Raw genomic sequence first — 18,991 nt, forward strand, 5'->3', positions numbered from 1 at the left:
AGAAATGATTTTGAACTACGATATAATGTAAAGCGTCTTTTCGTAAAAGCAACGCTCGAAAATGTTTTTGAAACATAAATGGAGCGACTAGGAGAATTAAATATCATTAAAAAAGAGCTTTGCCAGTCTAAACAGCAAAGAAAAATTAGCTTTAACTACAACTTTCAAATTTATGACAAATATTAAAACTGGTCTAAAAAAATAGGACTTCCAAATTTGGATGTCCTATTTTTTTTGTGAACATTTTTTAACAATTTGAGTGTATGAACCACTTTTGAATTTGTTAAAGAATGGAATAATGATTATCATTTGATAAAATATGTGCCAGTCTTTGAAAAGAAGATCATAAAAGTTGAAGAATGCCATGTATATTATGAATATGGAAAAGGATATACAGATAGAAGATTTTGTAAAAGTAATGACGCGTAACTATTCTTTATATGAAGATGCAAAAAAATATCAAATATGGGGCAGCGGTTAAACCGTTGGCCTTAGGAATAAAAACCGACCCCTCTCTTAGTTGAGAGGGGTCTTTCTTATTTAGACTCAGCTCGCAATACATAGTTGCCCGCTTTAAAGCATCATTGATCCGAGCTTTATACTCATCATATGTGGATAAAAGATACACAAGTTATTTTGAAAAAAGGTTAAGTAAGGAAGATTTGACAAATCATAAGTAGAAGGAGGATTTGAAATGAAATTTACTATTCGTATTTTCTTCAGTGAAAACAAACTTTAATAATTCAATATTTGAAAGAGAGCTAAAAAAATTCTTAGAGGAAATTAGTGTATCTGTAACAAGTATTAATTTTAATCAATTGGAAGAAAATTACATACATAATAAAAGGAATATTATTGAAATAAATGTTGAAGTTAAAGGGGAATATATCGATTATAGAACCGTTTTTGGTTGTGTATTTTTAGTAATAGATGAACTTTCTTTAAATTTATCTGGATTAGATATAAATGAAGAATAGGCTTCCCTAAGTGCTTTTGTAATTCTAAATTTTTCCCAATAAAAAATTTGTTTTTTAAGGAGGAAATGATGAAAGAATTTATTATTTCATATATAGAAGATAATGAAATTGGTGGCCATAAAAAGGAAATCCTCGTTGTGGGCGAAGACTTTCAATCATGCTATGAAGAGCATATTCAAAAATATCCAACCATGGTAGGTATTGTTCAGCAATTTGATGAAGGGCACGAAGCCATAAATTTCCCCCGCCCAAACAATATTCTAATGGAAAAAGTTACTGACGAAATCTTCGAGGAAGATGAGAAAAAAAGAGAAGTTTATGATGGATGATCTATATCCACATTTCTGACTGAAGTGCTGACCATTTTGTCAATGCTGCAAAATCATAGCTAAAAATTATCGAAAATCAGGCTGCTAAATTTGGTGGCTTTTCTGAAGTGCATAAAAATCCGAACATAGAGCAGATTTATGAGAAACTATAAATAATGAAGGAGCCATTTGCATGAACGTAAATGAGTTCGGCTTTCTTTGGTATCTACAATCAAGTTCGAATATGGTTAATATTTTTTTGAAAAATCTTATTGACACTGCTGAGGATAAAGATTTGAGAAGTGTTCTAGATGAAATCAATTTATTATCTACATTTCAAGAAAAAGAGGCTACAAAGATATTAAATGACAGCGGTTATAAAGAAACGCCATTTTTCAGTGAAGTTGATTTATATAACTCCTCAGTAAAGCTTTTTACTGATCAATTAATCATTGAAATTCTTAAGCATATTACCGGAAATGGGATGCGGGTCCTCGCTTCTCAATATTCAGAACTTACGGATATGAATGTAAAGAAATTCTTTAGTGAAGTCCTCACTAAGATTATGCAAATTGATGAATCTCTTTTAGATTTATTAAAAGAAAAGAACTTGTTACAAAACAGTCCATTTTTATTCATGAAAGCACATGAAAGAGAGAGTAAACTGTTTAAGGTTATATCAACACAATTAAGACCACTTAATGCGGTAGAATTGGCACATATGTACAGTGCACTTCAATGCAATAATGTTGGTGTTGCTCTATGCGCTGCTTTTGCTGATGTAGTAAAAGATGTAGAGGCAAAGCAATTAATTAATGATGGCAAGAAATTAGCATTTCATCAAGCTGCTACTTTATCGGATATTTTCAGGGAAAACGGAGTTAGTACTACAACTGGACTAGAAAGCTTCGCTCATAGGGTGAATGAATCTCCATTTTCAGATAAGTTAATGACGAACCTAATAATGTTTTTAAATCCTATTGGAATAATAAATTTACAAAACGCTGCTGTTTCTAGTTATAAGAAGAATCATGTCAAAATACTAAGTAAATTAATAGAACAGGTCCAAAGTTTTTCAGAAAAAGGGTTTAAACTATTGGTTAAAAAAGGTTGGTTTAATGAACCACCATTAACTAGTAGTTCAATTAATTACACATTGTGAGGATATTGAATTTAGAATTTTAAACCCTCAAAATATTAAAGGAACCTAAATAATTAGAGCTGCCAACTCTGAAAGCTTTTCTTCGTAAAGTAACGTGGAGTGGAACCAAGAGAGTTAAAAATCTAGTCCTATCTTTTATAGCACTTGACTAATATCGAGCATTTAACTTAATAAAAGGGGCAGTCTAACTGCCCCTTTTTATTCATGAAATTTAGTTTTAAAAAACCAGTTGTGAAAAGCTTGTGTTATGTAATCAGTTATCCAAATTGTTATAAAACTCCAATACCAAGTCCATTTTTTATATTTAATTAATTTTGTATATTTCACTGCAATTATTTCAAAGATGACTATTACAGAAGTACTAATAAAGCAATGCAGGATTTTTAAAAAGTTAGAATTATTTTTTGGATAGTACAAACTAAATAAAGCGCACAGTCCAGGATATATAAAGTATTCAAATGAAAAAGAAGGTTTATATGCTTTTTTGAAAAATAAGCGATATGGATAGGAAATTAAGTTTTTTTCTACCACTAGTAATCCAAAAATCCATGTTAGGGCTTGTTTAAATAAAAATACAACTAGCGTTTCACGAACTTTATTTTTTGGTGTTAATTTTATTAATAATATTGACACAATTAGCCAGGATGAAATTTCGATAGTTTTCTCTGCTTTGTATTTCATTAATAATCCTCCTTTAATAAATAGTTTTTACTTTTAGAATTGATTAATTCAATTATTGTTTAAGGCTTTTAAACGAAATAAACAAATGAAACAAATAGCTTAATCCTATAGAGAAAGTGGTGATTTTCTGGGATTAATCGAATGGATGGAAAAGAAAATAAAATAAGGTGAAAATCGAACGAAATTGCAAAAAACGCCTTCAAAAATGATTTTTTGAAGGCGTTTTTAACGTTTTCGGACTAAAAATGGCCTCAAAAATGAAAAATGCAAATTCGCTTTAGAACACCGATCTCGATATCGTAGAAGTACACAGAAGGGGGGCTTTCATAAGGACAACCAAAGGGTCTATTAAAAAGCATCTGACCATTTTATTCAAACATTTCTATATCAAGGATGAAGGAATTTTATTAGGAGAAAGGCAGTGGTTGAAAATGGCAAAATATAGAATGGTACGTACTGATTTTTGGAAGAATCCGAATGTGTCAGAAGAGATGACCCCTGAGGACAAATTTTTCTTTCTTTATCTTCTTACGAATCCATATACCACTCAAATTGGAATCTACAAGATTACCAAAAAAGAAATGGCATTTGACTTAGGCTATTCGGATGAAACTCTAAATTTGATAATGGACCGATTCATCGAACATCATAAAATGATTCGTTACAATCCAATAACAAGAGAGCTCGCGATTAAAAACTGGGGGAAATTTAACCTGGATAAAGGCGGGAAGCCATTCATGGATTGTATTTACTCCGAATTAAAAAATGTCAAAGATACCTCACTTATCCAATATGTTTCGGAAGCCATACAAAAACAGGAAATTCGCAGCCTGTTTGAATCTTTTTGTGAACAAGAAAAGAAGGATTACAGCAATAAAGTTAACGACCAAAAAGAAAATAATACATATCCAGATCCTAAATCTGAAGAGTATGACGATACGTTTACGTCTCGTTATACGATAGGTGGACAAAAAGAAAATAAAAAAGAAAATAAAAAAGAAAAACAACAACAAAAAGCTTTTAAAACCATAATAGAGAACAATCTAGAAATAGAAAATCAACAAAAAACAGCTGCTGTGAAAGAAATTATTGAGTTTTGGGACAACAATGGATTTGGTTTTTCAAACGTGAATGCGAAACAACAGCTGTTATCTTGGTTAGATGACTCTGGCTTTTTACAGCCGAAAGAGGTGATTATAAAAGCCCTGACTATTGCGTGTGCCAATAACAAGCGAAAGCTAAACTATGTGGTTGGGATTCTGAAAAACTGGGAAAATGAATCCTTACTGACTATTGAAGAAATTGATTCATTTCAGACGAAGGAAAAGCCTGAACCAAAACAAAGGCCATTAACTCAATCCATTTCTGCCGGTAGAGATATTCCTAGTGAATTTAAACTCGACCTTACGGCAGGTGAAGATTGGTGAGTATAGCGGAAAAAGCTTTCTTAGGCAGCTTGATAAAGGCGGATTACCTACTGAAGGATACCGTTATTCAACCAGAACAGCTAGAAAGTATCCAGCATAAAGAATTAATGCGGAGAATGCTGGAGTTGCACCGATCCGGCAGGAATGTTGATTTGATTACATTAACAACCTTACCTGATCTAGAGTCTTTGGGTGGAATTTCCTACCTTTCGGAGCTGCAATCGTATGCGGACCCAGAAAAATTTGAAGGAATGGAGAAGCTGATTCTCGGCCTTTGGAAGGAACGAGAAAAGAGGAACATCTTAACCGTTGCAGCTATGAATGATTGGGAGATTGCGAAAGTCATTGTCGAATTGGATAAAATTAACCAAATGAAAATGGAGGATCACACGTCCTTACAACAAGCGATGTCCTTTATCTATGAGGCACCATGGGAAGATCAAAATACATTGAAAAATGCACCAACGGGTATTAAACAGCTCGACGAAGTAACAGGAGGATTTCAGGATGGAGAAGTAACGATATTAGCAGCAAGACCCTCAGTGGGAAAAACCGACGTCATGCTTCATTTTGCCAAAATGTCGGGTTGGGCAGGGTTTTTGCCACTCGTATTTTCCCTAGAAATGCCTGAAAAGCTCATAACCACACGATTAATTGCTTCGACCGGAGGCTTTAACCGTGCCAAAATGCGGGATCCGAAAAAGTTGCTCACACCAAGACAAAAAGATAAATGGTCGGGTGTGATTAATGAGCTTACTGAAACCAATATCCAGATTTTTGATGGGGCAGGTCAAACGATTGCGGAAATGAGAGCGAAAACACGAAAATTAATGCATCAATTTCCTGACAAGAAACCGATCCTATTTATCGATTACTTAACGTTGATTCATTCCAGCCAACATTTCGGAGGGAATTCCCATTTACAAGTAACGGAAATATCCAAATCCCTTAAAAGGATGGCGAAGGATTTTAATTGCCCTGTTATTTGTTTAGCGCAGTTAAATCGATCGGTAGAATCAAGAGCCATCAAACGGCCGATGATGTCGGATATTCGGGAATCAGGCAGCGTCGAACAAGATGCCGATGTCATTTTGTTTTTGTACCGTGAAAAGTATTATGACAAGGAGTCGCAGGATTATTCCCTTGAAATCATCGTTTCGAAAAACAGAAATGGTCCAGTTGGAACCATCGCGGTAAATTATAACGAACATACTGGAAAGATTGAGGACCAAAAGAGACAGAGCCTCACTGTTGAATAATCTCTTTAAGAACTAGCTTATGAACAATAAAAAAATCCCATATTGAGGTGCTATTTATGAACGTAAAAGAACTTTACCTTAATTGTATACATTGTGAACATTCCGCGTTGGCTCATTATATTCACCATTTATTAGAAGAAAAGATAATTTCATTAGAGGACAACATTTCCAAACTAGACTTAAAACAAGCAAATCATCAGAAGGTAGCAGAAATGATTAAAACGAATCTATTAGGTTTTCGCAGTAGGAATGGTATTTACTCTTTAAAGATGAAGCAGAAAGAATTTGCCTTTATCTATGCAGCCAGCAAGCAAGAGGCCATCCAGTTCTATACCGACATCTTTCACCAAACACCGTTGAACTGTCACGAATACTCACTAGATTTCCAGCTTTCTAGAGGAAATGATGTGATTTCGTTTCGAGATATGAAGAAAGAATTCGATCGTTTTCCAGCTATTGCAGGGTATTCTCATAGGGTGTGATGTTATGGCCAAATATATTTTGTTCTTTTCCACAAGGTCATTTATGTAAAAAGTAATTCCTACCTTGTCCTATCGAATCATTTTTATCTATATAAAGGGTGTAAGGTGATAGGATGGTTAGCTAGATTTGGAAAATGCAGACTAACTAATCATCCTGGGGGAATGAAGTAAATAAATGATGGGAGATGCTGGTATTGAAGGAAACAAAAGTGGAAGAAATTTCGGTAGAGAACATCAATTCGTGGATTCTTAGCATTGGTTTAAAGGAAGCCTTTTTATTGTATCAGCTTCATAAATTGATAGAAAACAAAGGTCATTTAATTAAAGGGGAGAAATGGGTAAATATTACCTATGATGAGCTACATGAGCATTTAAGTATTTGGTCAAAGAGTTCGATCAAAAGACTGGTTCATCTACTAGAGGAAAAAGGATACATCGTGTCTGCCAATTGGAATGAATCAAAATTAGATAAGTCCAAATGGTACACCTTAAATTATCAGAAGTTAAAAAAGCTTGATCCTCATACATATCGGAAGTTGATGGCTAGCAGTGGAAATGGTGACTCAGATTCAGCTGGGGATTCAACCGAAATAGATTAATTTAAATAAGCAAGGTGTGGAATAAATGCAGCGTGATCGAAGTTATGCTGCATTTTTTTTTTGTAACTTCGAAAATCATTCCCATGATAAATAGGCAGTTTTGTTAATTTGAGAGGATAGGAGGAGGTTTGGATGAGAAAAAGGATAGTTGGTGTTACGCTAGCCGCAACTGCAATCATTCTTGGGTTTCCACAAATCCAGACGGAAGAACCCAACCAAAAGATCAACATTAAGTCGGATGCAGGAAGTTTTACAAGGCAGGAACCCATTACCTTAGTAAGAACCATAGATGGCGATACGATCAAAGTGAAAATAAAGGGAAAAACAGAAACAATTCGCTATCTTTTGGTCGATACACCAGAATCAAAAAAAGAAGGAATGTGTGTCCAGCCATTTGCAAAGGATGCCTTTCAAAGGAATAACCAGTTGGTAAAGAGCGGCAGATTGACGTTGGAGTTTGAAGAAGGGAATACAAGGGATTCATATGGACGATTGTTAGCCTATGTTTATGTCGATGGAAAAATGGTTCAAGAGACTTTGGTTAAAGAGGGATTCGCACGAGTGGCATTCATCATGAACCCACCTTATAAGTTTCTTAATCTGTTAAGGGAAAATGAAAATCTAGCAAAAAGGAATAAAGTAAACATTTGGAGCCATCCGAATTTTGTGACTAAATGGGGATTTAATGGGTGTGTGCAAAGACAAATAAATCCTTAAAATTTATTTAAAGTAGTAAGTCTTTTTGAAATCGGATTAATTACTTAACTCATTTACTAGTAATTTACAAGAAATTACAGAAAATAGATTAATATTTTCAAAGGAAAATGATAGAATTACTCGTATTAAAGACATAAAATGGGGGGCAATATGAGGAAGTTTATTATTTCAGGGTTGTTTGCATTTTGTCTATTTGCTTTTATCATACCAAATGTCCAAGCAGCAAGCGTTTCGGGGTGGAAATTTGTTAACGGTAATTGGTACTATTACACCTCAAGTCAAACAACCTATAAAGGATGGCTATTCGACAGAGGTTACTGGTACTATCTAGGTTAAGATGGAAAAATGAAGAGAGGTTGGCTTCATCAAGACGGCAAATATTATTACCTCAATGAGATAACTGGTGCAATGAGAACTGGTTGGTAAACGTATAAATGGCAATGGTATTATTTTAATAGATCAGGGGTTATGCAAACCGGCTGGGTAAAGGATAATAGCAAATGGTATTTTATGAACTCCAAAGGTATGATGCAGACGGACTGGGTGGCAAATGATGATGGGTATTACTATCTGGATTCATCTCGCGCAATGAAAATAGGCTGGTTTATCGCAAGACATGCGCTAGGGACCACTAGAGGGTTCGTATATGCTTATCCGAATGGTAAGGCTGCATATAACGAAATGGTCGATTAAGCTTATTTTGTGAATGACGAAGGGGTTTGGGTACCAAGTAAAAACCTTGAAAAATATTACAAACCTTTAAAGATGGCAGCACAAGATAATGGAACGAGACTTAGTGTTCTTACAGATCGGGGTCCTAGTTCCCAGAGTGGTCCTTTTATTGATCTATTTGTTATAGATGTTGATAAAAATGATATTGCATTTAGTTTTTACTACGAACCGGGTAAGGAAACCGACTTTGACTTTACCAGTACCACAGGCAAAGCTGATAGCAAATACACAAGCCTTTATGTTGATTCTGCAATTGCACTAGGATGTCCTTTGGACAAACAGAATTTAACGAACTTAATTACTCAATCTGTAAATCAAGGTGATAAGTTTACTAAGGGTTCTGTATCAGTAACAACTACTAACCAATCGATTGTAATTGATTGGTAATTTTCGAATCTACCCTTCTTATGAGAAGGTTTTTTTTATTGAATAAAGAATACTTTTCAAAGGAAGGAATATTTTTGATGGAATGACTTATTAAATTTAAAAGGTTAGGTGACTGGATTGAGATTATTAACGTGGAATTCAGCCATGAAATTCAGGGAGAAAATTAGTCAACCGCTGGAATTCTCGGCCGATTTATTAGTCATTCCAGAGTGCGAATCATTCGAAAAATGGCGAAATAGTCAATATAAAGAAAAGATAAGTCAGTTTCTTTGGTTCGGTGATAATCCCAATAAGGGGTTAGGGGTAATGGCGCTAAATTCACAATATAAATTAGAAGTACACCCTGCATATTCTGAAGAATTCAAGTATATTATTCCATTAAAAGTAACAGGGCCTGAAGAATTCAATTTAATTGCGTATACCCATTGCTAGATGACTTTAGAGAGTTTCTTAACGTAAACCAGCTAAATAATTTTGTTTTATATGCTTTTACAGAAAATGGAGATCATTTTAATGAAGAAGCAATTGATAAGACACTAAGCTTAATAAAAGAATATGAACAAAATGGAGATAAACTTTTCGACAATAGTGTAGATTTTAATGACTTAGCCTTCATAGAGGATTTCAATAAAACACTAATCAATGTCAGTAATGCAATAGAAAATGCAAAAATACTGGGATATAAAAAAATATAAAAAAATACCTTGTTTAGCAAGAAATAAAAAGCTGTGGGAATTAGTAAGCCGCTCCGTTTTGAGGTTCAAAATGCTAATTTCCACTTCAATTAGCAAACGAATTTGCAATGTTTTTAACAAGTGTTTTGAATTGAAATTAATACGAACAAACGCAAGTTAATTCAAACCTTGCGTTTGTTATTTAATATACTTTCGTAAACTTTTTATCGATTACTTTCAATGAAATCAACTAAGAATTCAGCAATTTTCCTATACTCATCCTCATGCCTCATTTTCCATCCTCGAAAATCAAGCTTCCTTCCACTTTTTAAAGTTATATATAATACAGGTTCATAGTCCGCCCATCCTCTAATCACACGGTGTGGATAAAAATACACATCCTTAACATCTTCTAGTTCAATAGTTTCGTCTTGATACATTAAGCAATCATCATAAAGTTTAAGCTTACGATACGGCAACTGCATTTGATGAGGAATCTTACCCTCTGTAATTACTTTTGGTATTCTCCAACCCATATTTACCATCTCCCATTATAAAATTAAGATTTTAATAACATAAAATTATCCGTATTATTCATCAATAACTAGTCTTCTTTGAATAAATATTTCTATTCTTTTTTTTTAATTAACCTAGAAACTTCTAAAAAATAAGTCATTAAATTTCTTACCTCATCGTCAATAGAAAAATCTTGGATTAAGGCCGCAAATTTCTTTCATATGGGCGATCCAACAGGTTTTAACGGAGTACCCATGTTTTTGTTTAATGTAGTCTTGTATTTCTTTATATGTAGCTATAAAAATGACTCCTATCATGATATTAATAAAAAAAAATATTTTTAGAAAGTTGAAGTTTCTATTCTATTTCTTATACAGTATAATTTTACCATACGGACATTAGGATGGTGACGGAGATGTTAGAAGAAGTAAAGGCTTTAACACAGGAGGCAATTATTGATGCGTTAGATTGGTCTTATGATAAAGCTATTAATGGTGGGATCCCTGGTATGGATACCGCACTTGAGCTTGCAGACAACTATTTAAAAAAGAAGGGTAGTTTAGAAGAGCAGGTAAATAGTTTAATCCGTTGGCAAAACACTAAAAGTGCGGCTAGTGGTTTTTTAACAGGATTAGGAGGTATCATTACCTTGCCCGTTGCGGTTCCAGCTAATATAGCAAGTGTTTTATTTGTACAAATTAGAATGGTTGCCGCTATTGCTCATATGGGCGGGTATAACCTAAAGGATGATGAAGTAAAATCATTTGTTTACCTTTGTCTGGTAGGTAATGGAGCTAAGGAAATTGCCAAAAATACCGGAATTGTTATTGGTCAAAAGCTTGCTATCAATGGGATTAAGAAAATCCCATCTGCAGTTATCACAAAAATCAACCAAGCTGTTGGATTTCGCCTTCTTACCAAATTTGGTGAAACAGGTGCCATAAACCTCGGCAAAGTAGTACCTTTTCTGGGTGGGGTTATTGGAGGAACAGTGGATGCCATAACAACCAATGCAATAGGAGATGTTGCACGCAATATCTTTATAGAAAAAGATAATAAAGGTGATGAACCATTTATCATTGAGGTTAAATAACCAAAGGAATTATAAAAAAAAAGGATACATTAGCAGAATAATATCTGTAAATGTATTCCTTTTTTATAACAAAAATATAATTTACCAACCCAAGGTACGGATTTATACATAATTTCTTATTTAGATTTATATATTTATATATTTATTATTTTTATATATAAAATTATATATATATATATATTATATAGATTAATATATACGGGTAATGTATATAAAAACTGATTTTTTTATAAAAACATATCACTGTCTTCGATCCATAGGTTTTTTAGGTACAAAAATGCACATAATTTTATAATTGGTTCATTTTGTCAATTAATTCTGTTTTTGACGGATTGGTATAAAGCAATGTCGTGTGAATATTACTATGTCCAGCGTGGTTGGCAACCTCGTGGACACTCATTCCTTTAGAGATTGCATGGCTACAAAAGAAATGTCTCAAGTCGTGAGGTGTAATGTCTTTGCCTAGCTGCTTAGAATATGTTGTAAATAAATTATTGATGACCGTTCGATTCAGGTTTGAACCACGATTAGAAATAAATAGATAATCACTATCAAGTGCCTTCCGTTCTTTTAACCATTCCTTGAGGGCTGTAATGACCTTATCAGACATGAAGACAGTCCTTGCCTTGTCACCCTTCCCCTTTATTAATAGCTCCCTAGAGACCAGGTTAAAATCCATCATTTTGATTTCAAGAGCTTCACTAATACGTAACCCTGCATAGGCCATTAATGTAATAATGGAATGGTTTCGTTTCGACTTTTCGTGATCCAGTAAAAGCTGCCTGAATCTCTCGACATCCTTAACATCGATTCTTGCAAGGGAAGCGTATTGCTGCTGTATTTTCAGATTGTCTTTTTTGCTGACCGCATAATCGTTTTGAACCTTAGAATCCATTAAAAATTCATTTAACTTAATTAAAGCACTAATTTTGGCATTGATCGTTTTCGGGCTAGATTTTTTAATTGTCCTTAGATAAGATATGTAATCCTTTACGTTCTCTCTATGTAGCTGTTTAAATTCGGTCCCCTTAGATTCTTCGAACCATTTAAGAAATCCTTTAGCATGCTGCACATAGCTGCTTCTGGTGTTTTCACTCAAGTCTTCCTGGTGCAGGTATTTTTCAAATTGCTCTATCATTTTTGAGCCTCCTGTAAATTATGTTGCATTTTATTTTCTGTGATTCTTGTAAATTATGTTGCAATTCATACCAAAATAATAGACTGAAAGGTGAGGTTTTGTAACATAATTTATATTATGTTGTATTACTAGAAAAAGTATTAAATTAAGTGGTTCAAAAATATTAATTTCTAAATATATACATGGTAAAATATAACTACTTTGAATAAAGGAGATATACATAAATGGGATTCTGGAATAAAGTTGGAAAGCTTGTTGAATTTGCAATTGAAAAAGGACCTGAAGTCATTGAGACACTTCAACAAGAAGGAGCTAAGAAACAAGCATCAATTCAAAAAGAGAGAGCGGCACAATTAAAAAATTACGAAAGAAAAGTAACACAAGCAGCAAACTCAAGTAGAATGAGTAACCCTGAATTTGCTAAAAAGGTTCAAGAGGAAAGGGTTAAAATTGAGAAAGCAAAGGTTAAAATATATACAGGTAATACTGAATCTAATTCAGTAAAAACTAATTCTAACGGTGAGATCACGTTTGGGGGACTTACCGTATCTCAGTGGAATAGTAGATGGGTGAATTTAGGAATATTAAGTTCACTTACTTTAGAAGATTTGAGCAGGTATAACAAGCACATAGGCTTATATAAAGCTGAAATGAATGGAAAAGTTGCTTACGTCGGTAAAGCCATCGAATATAGTAATGGAGGGTTCAGAAAACGACTTAGGGACTACGTTAGAAATAGTGACAGTGCCCGAACTCATCGTTCAGGAAGGAAAATGAATGATAATGCAGATTATCTTAGAATCTCAATATTAATAGTAGGAGATTCAGCAGAGGATGTAGAAACGGTTATAGCGCTTGAAACTGCAATGATTATGAAATTAAAGCCGAACTGGAACGTGCAAAATAACAGAGGTAAATAGTATTATTTCATCTACCCCTTATTAATACTAGGGGAGTTTTAGAGTCTACAATATTAATTGATAAAAGTAAAAGTAAAATTATATGTAAACAATTGTATTAATCTACACAAAGCGAAAAAGTACCCGGGGGTAGACCCCTTAAAGGGTACTTTTTTGTTATATAGCCTACGCCCTCTCTTGTTGGTATTTTAGGCCTTGTTTTTGATAATTTTTTTCTTAATATAACTTGATTTTCAAATAACGAGACGTTTTGTTAAACACGAATGTTAACAAATAATTGGGGGAAAATACCTTCTATATACCGAAAAAATGTAGGTAACACTATTTAGGGAGAAATGTATCAATATCATGAAAATGCAAAAAAAAGGAGAAAAGGAATAATGCTAAAACGCGAAGCTAATATTATGATTCAATATGATAAAGAAACTATTATTTATACCGACGAAAATTGGTGGAAGATCATTACTGAAGCTTTAGCCAATTATTATCATTCAGAGCCTTATCGAGTTGTAGATCAAAGAGACGAAAATATTCTTTACGACTCCAGTATAAACAGAAAAGTATAGTAAGGTTATGAAATGAAAGTTTGTGCAATATTGTACTTAAACTAGCGCGTGCGTTGATCCAAGAGGGGTTAACGCTTTTTTTCCGTTGAGTTTATTGCACTAACAAGGCAAGTTAGTTATAGATTTTTTCCTTTTAGAGCTAAGGTTACAGGAATAAAGTTATATTTAATCATAAAAATATGCTCGAAAACTATAATAAAATGGTAGAATATAACTATTATACTACAAGGCAAGGGAGGAAAAAGATTGGATTTTTTAACTAGGTTAAGAGTTGGCTTTGAATTACTGTGGGCAATACTTTCAGCAGAACCAAAATTAACTGTGATCCTTGTAATATTTTTTGCAGGTTCATTAATTTGGGCTTTTGTGACTAACTATTTAAGACAACAAAAGCTACGGAAATCAGGCATATTAGAAGTAGACAAAATGACTGGAACTGTATTTGAGGAGTATTTACAAGGTTTATTGAAACGTAGGGGATATAAGGTTAGTTTAACCTCGGTAACAGGAGATTATGGTGCTGATCTTGTATTATCAAATACTGATAAAAAGATAGTTGTGCAAGCCAAAAGGTACAATAAAAAAGTGGGACTAAAAGCTGTTCAAGAAATTGTTTCTGCTAAGAACCATTATAATGCTGATGAATGTTGGGTTATTACAAATAACTATTTCACTGCACCTGCTGTGAATCTGGCAATCTCTAATAAAGTAATATTAATTGATCGAGATGTTTTATGAAGTGGATGTTAGAAATGAATAAGGGAGCATAAGTAAGTTCTCGACATTCGGTTTACATTGACTGCAACTTTGTTGATCTAATCTTTTTTAAATATCCTGTTCAACAAATGATGGCTTATTTGTTGAAAGGAACCCAACTGAAAAAAATAATAAGTGAGTGATATAAATTATGAAACCTTTAGCATTTAAAGTAAATGAAACTTTATTGAAAGATTGGGTAAGTGAATGGAAAGAGGAAGAATTTGTTGTACTTTGTAAGAGTCTAAAAACCGAAGATAACGCAGAATACGATCCAACACTTCTATATGGAATTATAAATAAGGTGAAAAGTTGTATTTCAAGCTGGAGAAAAGATATATTGCCTTCCAATGATACTGAATTAATTAATTTTATTTTGGATTTATTAAAAAATAACCGTGCAATAGTTCATACATATTTTCGTACACCACCTAAAAAAAGAGAGTTAAGAATAGCCAATTACTATGAAATATTACTTACACCATTAGACATTTATACAATTAAAAGAATTACCAGCTTTGAGGGTGAAGTGCACGGTGATTTAGATTTATCACTTAAAGATGTTTGTGAAGCTGAAATAAATGTGATGAGTGATGTATTTTGGTTTACATATTTTGACCTTGATAAACCTGCAGAGAAATGGATTAATCCATTAGCAGGGATAGAACAAAAGCCTAGGTTTATGTCACTAGATGCTGCATCACCGGATGAATATACAAAACCTAAACAATATTTAACTTGCAAAATTCTATTTGATGAACAGTATTATAAAGACAATATAGTAAATATCGAATTAAAAAAGGAAGAAGTAATACAACATTTTTTGTATTTTGCAGCGTTAAAAGGTTTTAATTTTGGAGTAACAAATTTTCATCACCTTGAGAGGAGAAAGGGAGGGATTGACAATCCTTATAGTTCCTTTATAATTGAAAATCCATTTAAACTTGAACTTACGCCTTTAAAATATTTTAATGCAGCCAGGTCAACAACTGACTCACGACTCCAATTTTTATCTTATTATAATGTATTAGAATACTTTTTTAATCAAGATACTGAATTTAAATCTCTCAAAAAGGTTTTATCTGATACTTTTAGTTTTAGTGATCATTCAGAAATAGTAAGTTGGTTTTATAATACCAATTTACCTAGGCGTGAGCGAGGACTTTCCAGGGATAAACTATTTTCGATTGCAGCTGAAGTACCTCATGTTAGTGCAAGATATTCTCAAGATATTAGAATAAATAATTATAGGAATACGATCTATACAATTTGTAATAGAATCTATAATTTACGATGTGCAATAGTTCATTCCAAAAAAAGTCCAGGTGAATTTTTTGAACCTGAACCGTCAAATCTTTTAATTGAAAGACATGTGCCTTTACTTGAATTTTTAGCTAATAAAGTTATAAATTCACATCATACAGGTCAGCAGTGGACTTAGTAGAAAATTAATAAATAAAAAAAAGAAACTGAATCATGTAATACCAGTTTCTTTTTTTTGTATCTTAAGGAAGGCTGAGTTAATCCTAAAATAATCGCAAAGATAGTCCCAAATACTGACGCGTTTGTGAAATACTGTACTTAAACTATCGGGTGCGTCTATTGAATAAGATGGAATATAACCATTCGGTAAAGCTGACGTTATGGGATGACGGATTTACTCATGATATTAATGGTCGAGTTCATTTCGGGGATCCTTTTACGCATGAGCTACGCATTGAAGTGAAGCCTGGCGAATTTGAGAGGGTGATTTTCGAAAGTGTGGTCGGAGTGAAGGTCTTGGATTAAGCGGACTACAAGGATAACTTCAGCATAACGCGGTTTGGCGTTATTAAGAACGATTAGAGGATATTTTTAAGCCATCAGGTGATTTTACAAAAGAAGAATTATGTCGAAAAAGGTACAAATTGGATTTTTTCAACCTTTTTGTCTTTCCCTCAATTACAATGAATTCGAGTGTAGACTGAGAGGAGACTTATTTATATACTTGTTAATTTTGTTGATAAAGAAAGGCCTACAATAATTTTAGAAAAGGAATATGTTGATATATTACCTTTAATTGAAATGATAAAAAATAGAGGATTCATTGCCATTTTGCTTGATCCTAATGGTGACAAAACCATACATGGGCGTTTTTTCGATTATGAATATATTCTTTCATCAGACTCTCCGAAAGGGGAAGTTAAAGAACGATTGGCTGTTTCTTTAGATACAAGCTTTAACAGCATTACAGGAATGGATATAGGCAAATAAAGTTGGTTAATGAAAAAGTAAGAGCAATTTTACCGCTCTTACTTTTATTTATTAAATATTTAAATCATTTTAAAATGCTGGAACGCTTCTCTAACGTCATTCTGTTTGGCTAAAGGGCAAGGATGAACCCTGGAGATGGGGGAATGCCTATTTGGTGATTTCTTTGGTTTGAGACCGCAAACTTCTTTCATATGGGCAATCCAGCAGGTTTTTACTGAGTATCCATGTTTTAGTTTTATGTAATCTTGGATTTCCATATAGGTTGCCATTTAGATTCCTCCATTAGAATAAATCAGTAGTCGTCATCGATACCTTCTAAAGCCATCCTAGCAATCCACATTTTTTCAGCAAATGCTTCCGCATTCTCATCATATTCCATAGGAGTACCCTGTATCTTTTTAATTACTTGAATATCCAATCCGGTTTTTTCCTTTATTGCCTCCGCTAATCTAATAGCAATAGAATGTAAGTTGAATTTTTGGCTGTCCTTCTCTTTAAGTGAAAAGAGGTCAACATTATACCCATAAACTTCGTCATAAAGAGTGAAATCGTATCCTGGTTCCTTATCTAAAAGACAGTGCGAGATTTCTATTTTTGCCTCTCTAAATCCTATTCGCCTATGTGGTTTATAAACTTGTAAAACAGTATTATGAAAATGTAAATCAAATATCCCCTTTGAATCGTCCATAAATATCACCAGTCAATTACTAAAATGTTGTTCTTGCGAGTTGAAAAAAGAGGGTGATAACTAAGCTACCCTTTACCCCTTAAATATCCATTTAATACAATATAATGGAATTGTAATCCATCCTAAAAGCACATAAATTACTAAGAATTTAATAACTTTCCCCATTGTATACATCTCCTTTTTATATTAATGACAGGGCATTCATTTGGTTTCTGTTAATTTGGTAAAATATGTTACGCTTACTAATAATAGACCAGTTTGGTAGGTTTTTCAATATAATGTAGATATACTCAACGATATTTTATTTAGCAATACTTAATCCATTTAAAATGCTGTAAAATAAAGAGAAAGGAGGAAGGGTTGGAATAAGATGAAGTTAAATCATTTAATTCTTGTAATTATTATTGGAGTGGCAGTCTATATTGGACTTCATTCAAATTTTAAAACTCATAGCGTAACGGAAAATAATGTTTCCCAGGAGAAAAAGAGCAAAGACATTAGTAAGGAAACAGTATCTATAGAAGATAAGCAAAAAAGTTTTACTGATTTCTATAATAAGGTATATGATTTAATACATAATTTTGAGAAAATTGATACTGCATTAAACACCCTAAGCAAAAGTAATCCTTCTAAATTACAAGCGTACGAAGCATTTACAAAACTTAGAGATTCCATGGAACAAGGTCAAAAATTACCTCTAGGTACATTAATTCCGGAGGCCTTTAGCAAAACGCAAGAAAAAACATTCAATGATATCGTTGATGACTTGTATAAAACTTTTCAATATAGGAAATTTGCATATGACCATTTTTTAAATTATTTAGATAAAAATAGTTTAAAGGAAGAAGAAGAGGCTAAACAATGGTTAAGTAGTGCTCATAGTAGCCAACAGTCTGCAACGATTAACCTTGTTGGTCTCAAAGCTGAAATAGGATTAACTGGAGAGGTAAATTCAGGACAGAAAAAGTAGTTTATCTAAAAACCTTTTTTTTTAGGTCTTTTGGGAAAAGTGAAAAGTAAAAAGTTCCCAGGGCGTGGCCACATGGGTACTTTTTTTTTTACATACAATGTCTGATTAATTAGTAATATCATTCGTAATCTTTCGTTGTAAGGATTTTAAAAACATATCCCTTCTATTGCCACTAGGTGCTTTTAAGAAAGGCTTCCAATCCAATTTGTCTCCTATATCATGGTGATTTGGACATAAAAAGACAAGATTGTCTACATAATCAAAATCATCAATTTTTTATTTTTCAAGTCCTCTTTTATTTCTTTTAGGAATGATGTGATGGGTGGTTGCAATTATTACGCAATCAGTTCTTATTCAATCGGATCAAACCCCATACCCTCGAACAACTTATAACCCTCTGCTCGTATCTCCGACAGTGTTTTATTCTTTTCTTTCACAATCGCATAATCATACGCATTGACTTTTCCGCTTGGCGCAAACTGTTTCGCCCACGCGTTTAAGGAAATAATTTTCCCGTTGAACTCCACATTGTTGCCGATCTGAATGTTCGGGAGAGATGTCTCTTCCTTGTTCCTGAAGTAGATCTGATCGCCTTCAGACACAAGTCCGACATCCAGCATGTGGATGAGTTTCGGGAAACGTTTTCGCGTCCCGTTTGCCTGCCTTCGAGCGGTCGGCCGTTTGTT

The 18,991-nt window shown here is 33.4% G+C and carries 26 protein-coding genes and 1 pseudogene; 21 read left to right on the forward strand and 6 right to left on the reverse strand.

Annotated features, from left to right (window positions below; all coding sequences use genetic code 11):
- Positions 1–722: 722 nt before the first annotated feature.
- From PH210_RS06045 to PH210_RS06055, 3 genes are all read left to right on the forward strand, one after another.
- Entirely contained in the window at positions 723–977 is a 255-nt protein-coding gene (locus PH210_RS06045) for a hypothetical protein (RefSeq protein ID WP_289983900.1), read from the forward strand.
- A gap of 68 nt (positions 978–1,045) precedes the next feature.
- The gene (locus PH210_RS06050; RefSeq protein ID WP_289983902.1) at positions 1,046–1,306 is read left to right on the forward strand and encodes a hypothetical protein; all 261 of its coding nucleotides are present in this window, start codon (positions 1,046–1,048) and stop codon (positions 1,304–1,306) included.
- A gap of 172 nt (positions 1,307–1,478) precedes the next feature.
- Complete coding sequence (locus PH210_RS06055) at positions 1,479–2,447, forward strand: DUF3231 family protein (RefSeq protein WP_289983904.1); 969 nt, start codon at positions 1,479–1,481, stop codon at positions 2,445–2,447.
- A gap of 198 nt (positions 2,448–2,645) precedes the next feature.
- On the opposite strand, the gene PH210_RS06060 is transcribed toward PH210_RS06055, so the two are convergent.
- Entirely contained in the window at positions 2,646–3,128 is a 483-nt protein-coding gene (locus PH210_RS06060; protein ID WP_289983905.1) for a CBO0543 family protein, read from the reverse strand.
- 431 nt (positions 3,129–3,559) lie between these two features.
- Here PH210_RS06060 and PH210_RS06065 point away from each other — a divergent pair, with 431 nt between their 5' ends.
- From PH210_RS06065 to PH210_RS06110, 10 genes and pseudogenes are all read left to right on the forward strand, one after another.
- Complete coding sequence (locus PH210_RS06065) at positions 3,560–4,555, forward strand: DnaD domain protein (protein WP_289984427.1); 996 nt, start codon at positions 3,560–3,562, stop codon at positions 4,553–4,555.
- The gene (locus tag PH210_RS06070; protein ID WP_289983906.1) at positions 4,552–5,814 is read left to right on the forward strand and encodes a replicative DNA helicase; all 1,263 of its coding nucleotides are present in this window, start codon (positions 4,552–4,554) and stop codon (positions 5,812–5,814) included. The genes PH210_RS06065 and PH210_RS06070 overlap by 4 nt, the downstream gene beginning before the upstream one ends.
- 56 nt (positions 5,815–5,870) lie before the next feature.
- Entirely contained in the window at positions 5,871–6,296 is a 426-nt protein-coding gene (locus PH210_RS06075; RefSeq protein ID WP_289983907.1) for a hypothetical protein, read from the forward strand.
- Between the two features lie 194 nt (positions 6,297–6,490).
- Entirely contained in the window at positions 6,491–6,895 is a 405-nt protein-coding gene (locus tag PH210_RS06080; RefSeq protein WP_289983908.1) for a hypothetical protein, read from the forward strand.
- Positions 6,896–7,027: 132 nt separating this feature from the next.
- Entirely contained in the window at positions 7,028–7,612 is a 585-nt protein-coding gene (locus tag PH210_RS06085) for a thermonuclease family protein (RefSeq protein ID WP_289983909.1), read from the forward strand.
- Between the two features lie 150 nt (positions 7,613–7,762).
- Positions 7,763–7,948 (forward strand): hypothetical protein, encoded by a 186-nt coding sequence (locus PH210_RS06090; protein WP_289983910.1) that lies wholly within the window; start codon positions 7,763–7,765, stop codon positions 7,946–7,948.
- 102 nt (positions 7,949–8,050) lie between these two features.
- A pseudogene (locus tag PH210_RS06095) lies at positions 8,051–8,305 on the forward strand (choline-binding protein D); the annotation flags it as partial.
- Between the two features lie 9 nt (positions 8,306–8,314).
- Positions 8,315–8,731, forward strand: a complete 417-nt coding sequence (locus PH210_RS06100) for a hypothetical protein (RefSeq protein WP_289983911.1) — start codon at positions 8,315–8,317, stop codon at positions 8,729–8,731.
- 117 nt (positions 8,732–8,848) lie between these two features.
- A complete protein-coding gene (locus tag PH210_RS06105; protein WP_289983913.1) occupies positions 8,849–9,163 on the forward strand; it encodes a hypothetical protein in 315 nt (104 codons plus the stop codon).
- Positions 9,157–9,426, forward strand: a complete 270-nt coding sequence (locus tag PH210_RS06110; RefSeq protein WP_289983915.1) for a hypothetical protein — start codon at positions 9,157–9,159, stop codon at positions 9,424–9,426. Before PH210_RS06105 ends, PH210_RS06110 begins: the two co-directional genes overlap by 7 nt.
- Positions 9,427–9,629: 203 nt before the next feature.
- On the opposite strand, the gene PH210_RS06115 is transcribed toward PH210_RS06110, so the two are convergent.
- Positions 9,630–9,941 (reverse strand): hypothetical protein, encoded by a 312-nt coding sequence (locus PH210_RS06115; protein WP_289983916.1) that lies wholly within the window; start codon positions 9,939–9,941, stop codon positions 9,630–9,632.
- A 395-nt stretch (positions 9,942–10,336) separates the two neighbouring features.
- On the opposite strand from PH210_RS06115, the gene PH210_RS06120 reads away from it, so the two are divergent.
- Entirely contained in the window at positions 10,337–11,014 is a 678-nt protein-coding gene (locus PH210_RS06120; protein ID WP_289983917.1) for an EcsC family protein, read from the forward strand.
- Positions 11,015–11,303: 289 nt separating this feature from the next.
- Here the strand turns inward: PH210_RS06120 and PH210_RS06125 are convergent, their stop codons facing one another.
- On the reverse strand, positions 11,304–12,152 hold the full coding sequence (locus PH210_RS06125) for a tyrosine-type recombinase/integrase (protein ID WP_289983918.1): 849 nt from the start codon (positions 12,150–12,152) through the stop codon (positions 11,304–11,306).
- Positions 12,153–12,376: 224 nt separating this feature from the next.
- Between PH210_RS06125 and PH210_RS06130 the strand changes: the two genes are divergently transcribed.
- The 6 genes from PH210_RS06130 (at position 12,377) to PH210_RS06155 (ending at position 16,647) form a co-directional block, all read left to right on the forward strand.
- A complete protein-coding gene (locus PH210_RS06130; RefSeq protein ID WP_289983919.1) occupies positions 12,377–13,072 on the forward strand; it encodes a hypothetical protein in 696 nt (231 codons plus the stop codon).
- A gap of 380 nt (positions 13,073–13,452) precedes the next feature.
- Positions 13,453–13,638, forward strand: coding sequence for a hypothetical protein (locus PH210_RS06135; RefSeq protein WP_289983921.1), 186 nt, complete (start codon positions 13,453–13,455; stop codon positions 13,636–13,638).
- 246 nt (positions 13,639–13,884) lie between these two features.
- Positions 13,885–14,376: a restriction endonuclease gene (locus PH210_RS06140; RefSeq protein ID WP_289983922.1), complete on the forward strand. Its 492-nt coding sequence runs from the start codon at positions 13,885–13,887 to the stop codon at positions 14,374–14,376.
- 169 nt (positions 14,377–14,545) lie between these two features.
- Entirely contained in the window at positions 14,546–15,835 is a 1,290-nt protein-coding gene (locus PH210_RS06145; RefSeq protein ID WP_289983923.1) for a hypothetical protein, read from the forward strand.
- A gap of 161 nt (positions 15,836–15,996) precedes the next feature.
- Positions 15,997–16,182 (forward strand): YolD-like family protein, encoded by a 186-nt coding sequence (locus tag PH210_RS06150; RefSeq protein WP_289983924.1) that lies wholly within the window; start codon positions 15,997–15,999, stop codon positions 16,180–16,182.
- Positions 16,183–16,488: 306 nt separating this feature from the next.
- On the forward strand, positions 16,489–16,647 hold the full coding sequence (locus tag PH210_RS06155; RefSeq protein WP_289983926.1) for a hypothetical protein: 159 nt from the start codon (positions 16,489–16,491) through the stop codon (positions 16,645–16,647).
- A 59-nt stretch (positions 16,648–16,706) separates the two neighbouring features.
- On the opposite strand, the gene PH210_RS06160 is transcribed toward PH210_RS06155, so the two are convergent.
- Both PH210_RS06160 and PH210_RS06165 read right to left on the reverse strand, forming a co-directional pair.
- Positions 16,707–16,916, reverse strand: coding sequence for a hypothetical protein (locus PH210_RS06160; protein ID WP_289983927.1), 210 nt, complete (start codon positions 16,914–16,916; stop codon positions 16,707–16,709).
- 23 nt (positions 16,917–16,939) lie between these two features.
- Entirely contained in the window at positions 16,940–17,335 is a 396-nt protein-coding gene (locus PH210_RS06165; protein WP_289983930.1) for a hypothetical protein, read from the reverse strand.
- 370 nt (positions 17,336–17,705) lie between these two features.
- Here PH210_RS06165 and PH210_RS06170 point away from each other — a divergent pair, with 370 nt between their 5' ends.
- On the forward strand, positions 17,706–18,305 hold the full coding sequence (locus tag PH210_RS06170) for a hypothetical protein (protein WP_289983932.1): 600 nt from the start codon (positions 17,706–17,708) through the stop codon (positions 18,303–18,305).
- A 350-nt stretch (positions 18,306–18,655) separates the two neighbouring features.
- On the opposite strand, the gene PH210_RS06175 is transcribed toward PH210_RS06170, so the two are convergent.
- Entirely contained in the window at positions 18,656–18,907 is a 252-nt protein-coding gene (locus PH210_RS06175) for a hypothetical protein (protein WP_289983933.1), read from the reverse strand.
- Between the last annotated feature and the right edge of the window lie 84 nt (positions 18,908–18,991).

Source organism: Paenibacillus sp. BSR1-1, assembly GCF_030403775.1.
In the GTDB taxonomy this organism is placed as follows: Bacteria; Bacillota; Bacilli; order Bacillales; family Cytobacillaceae; genus Neobacillus.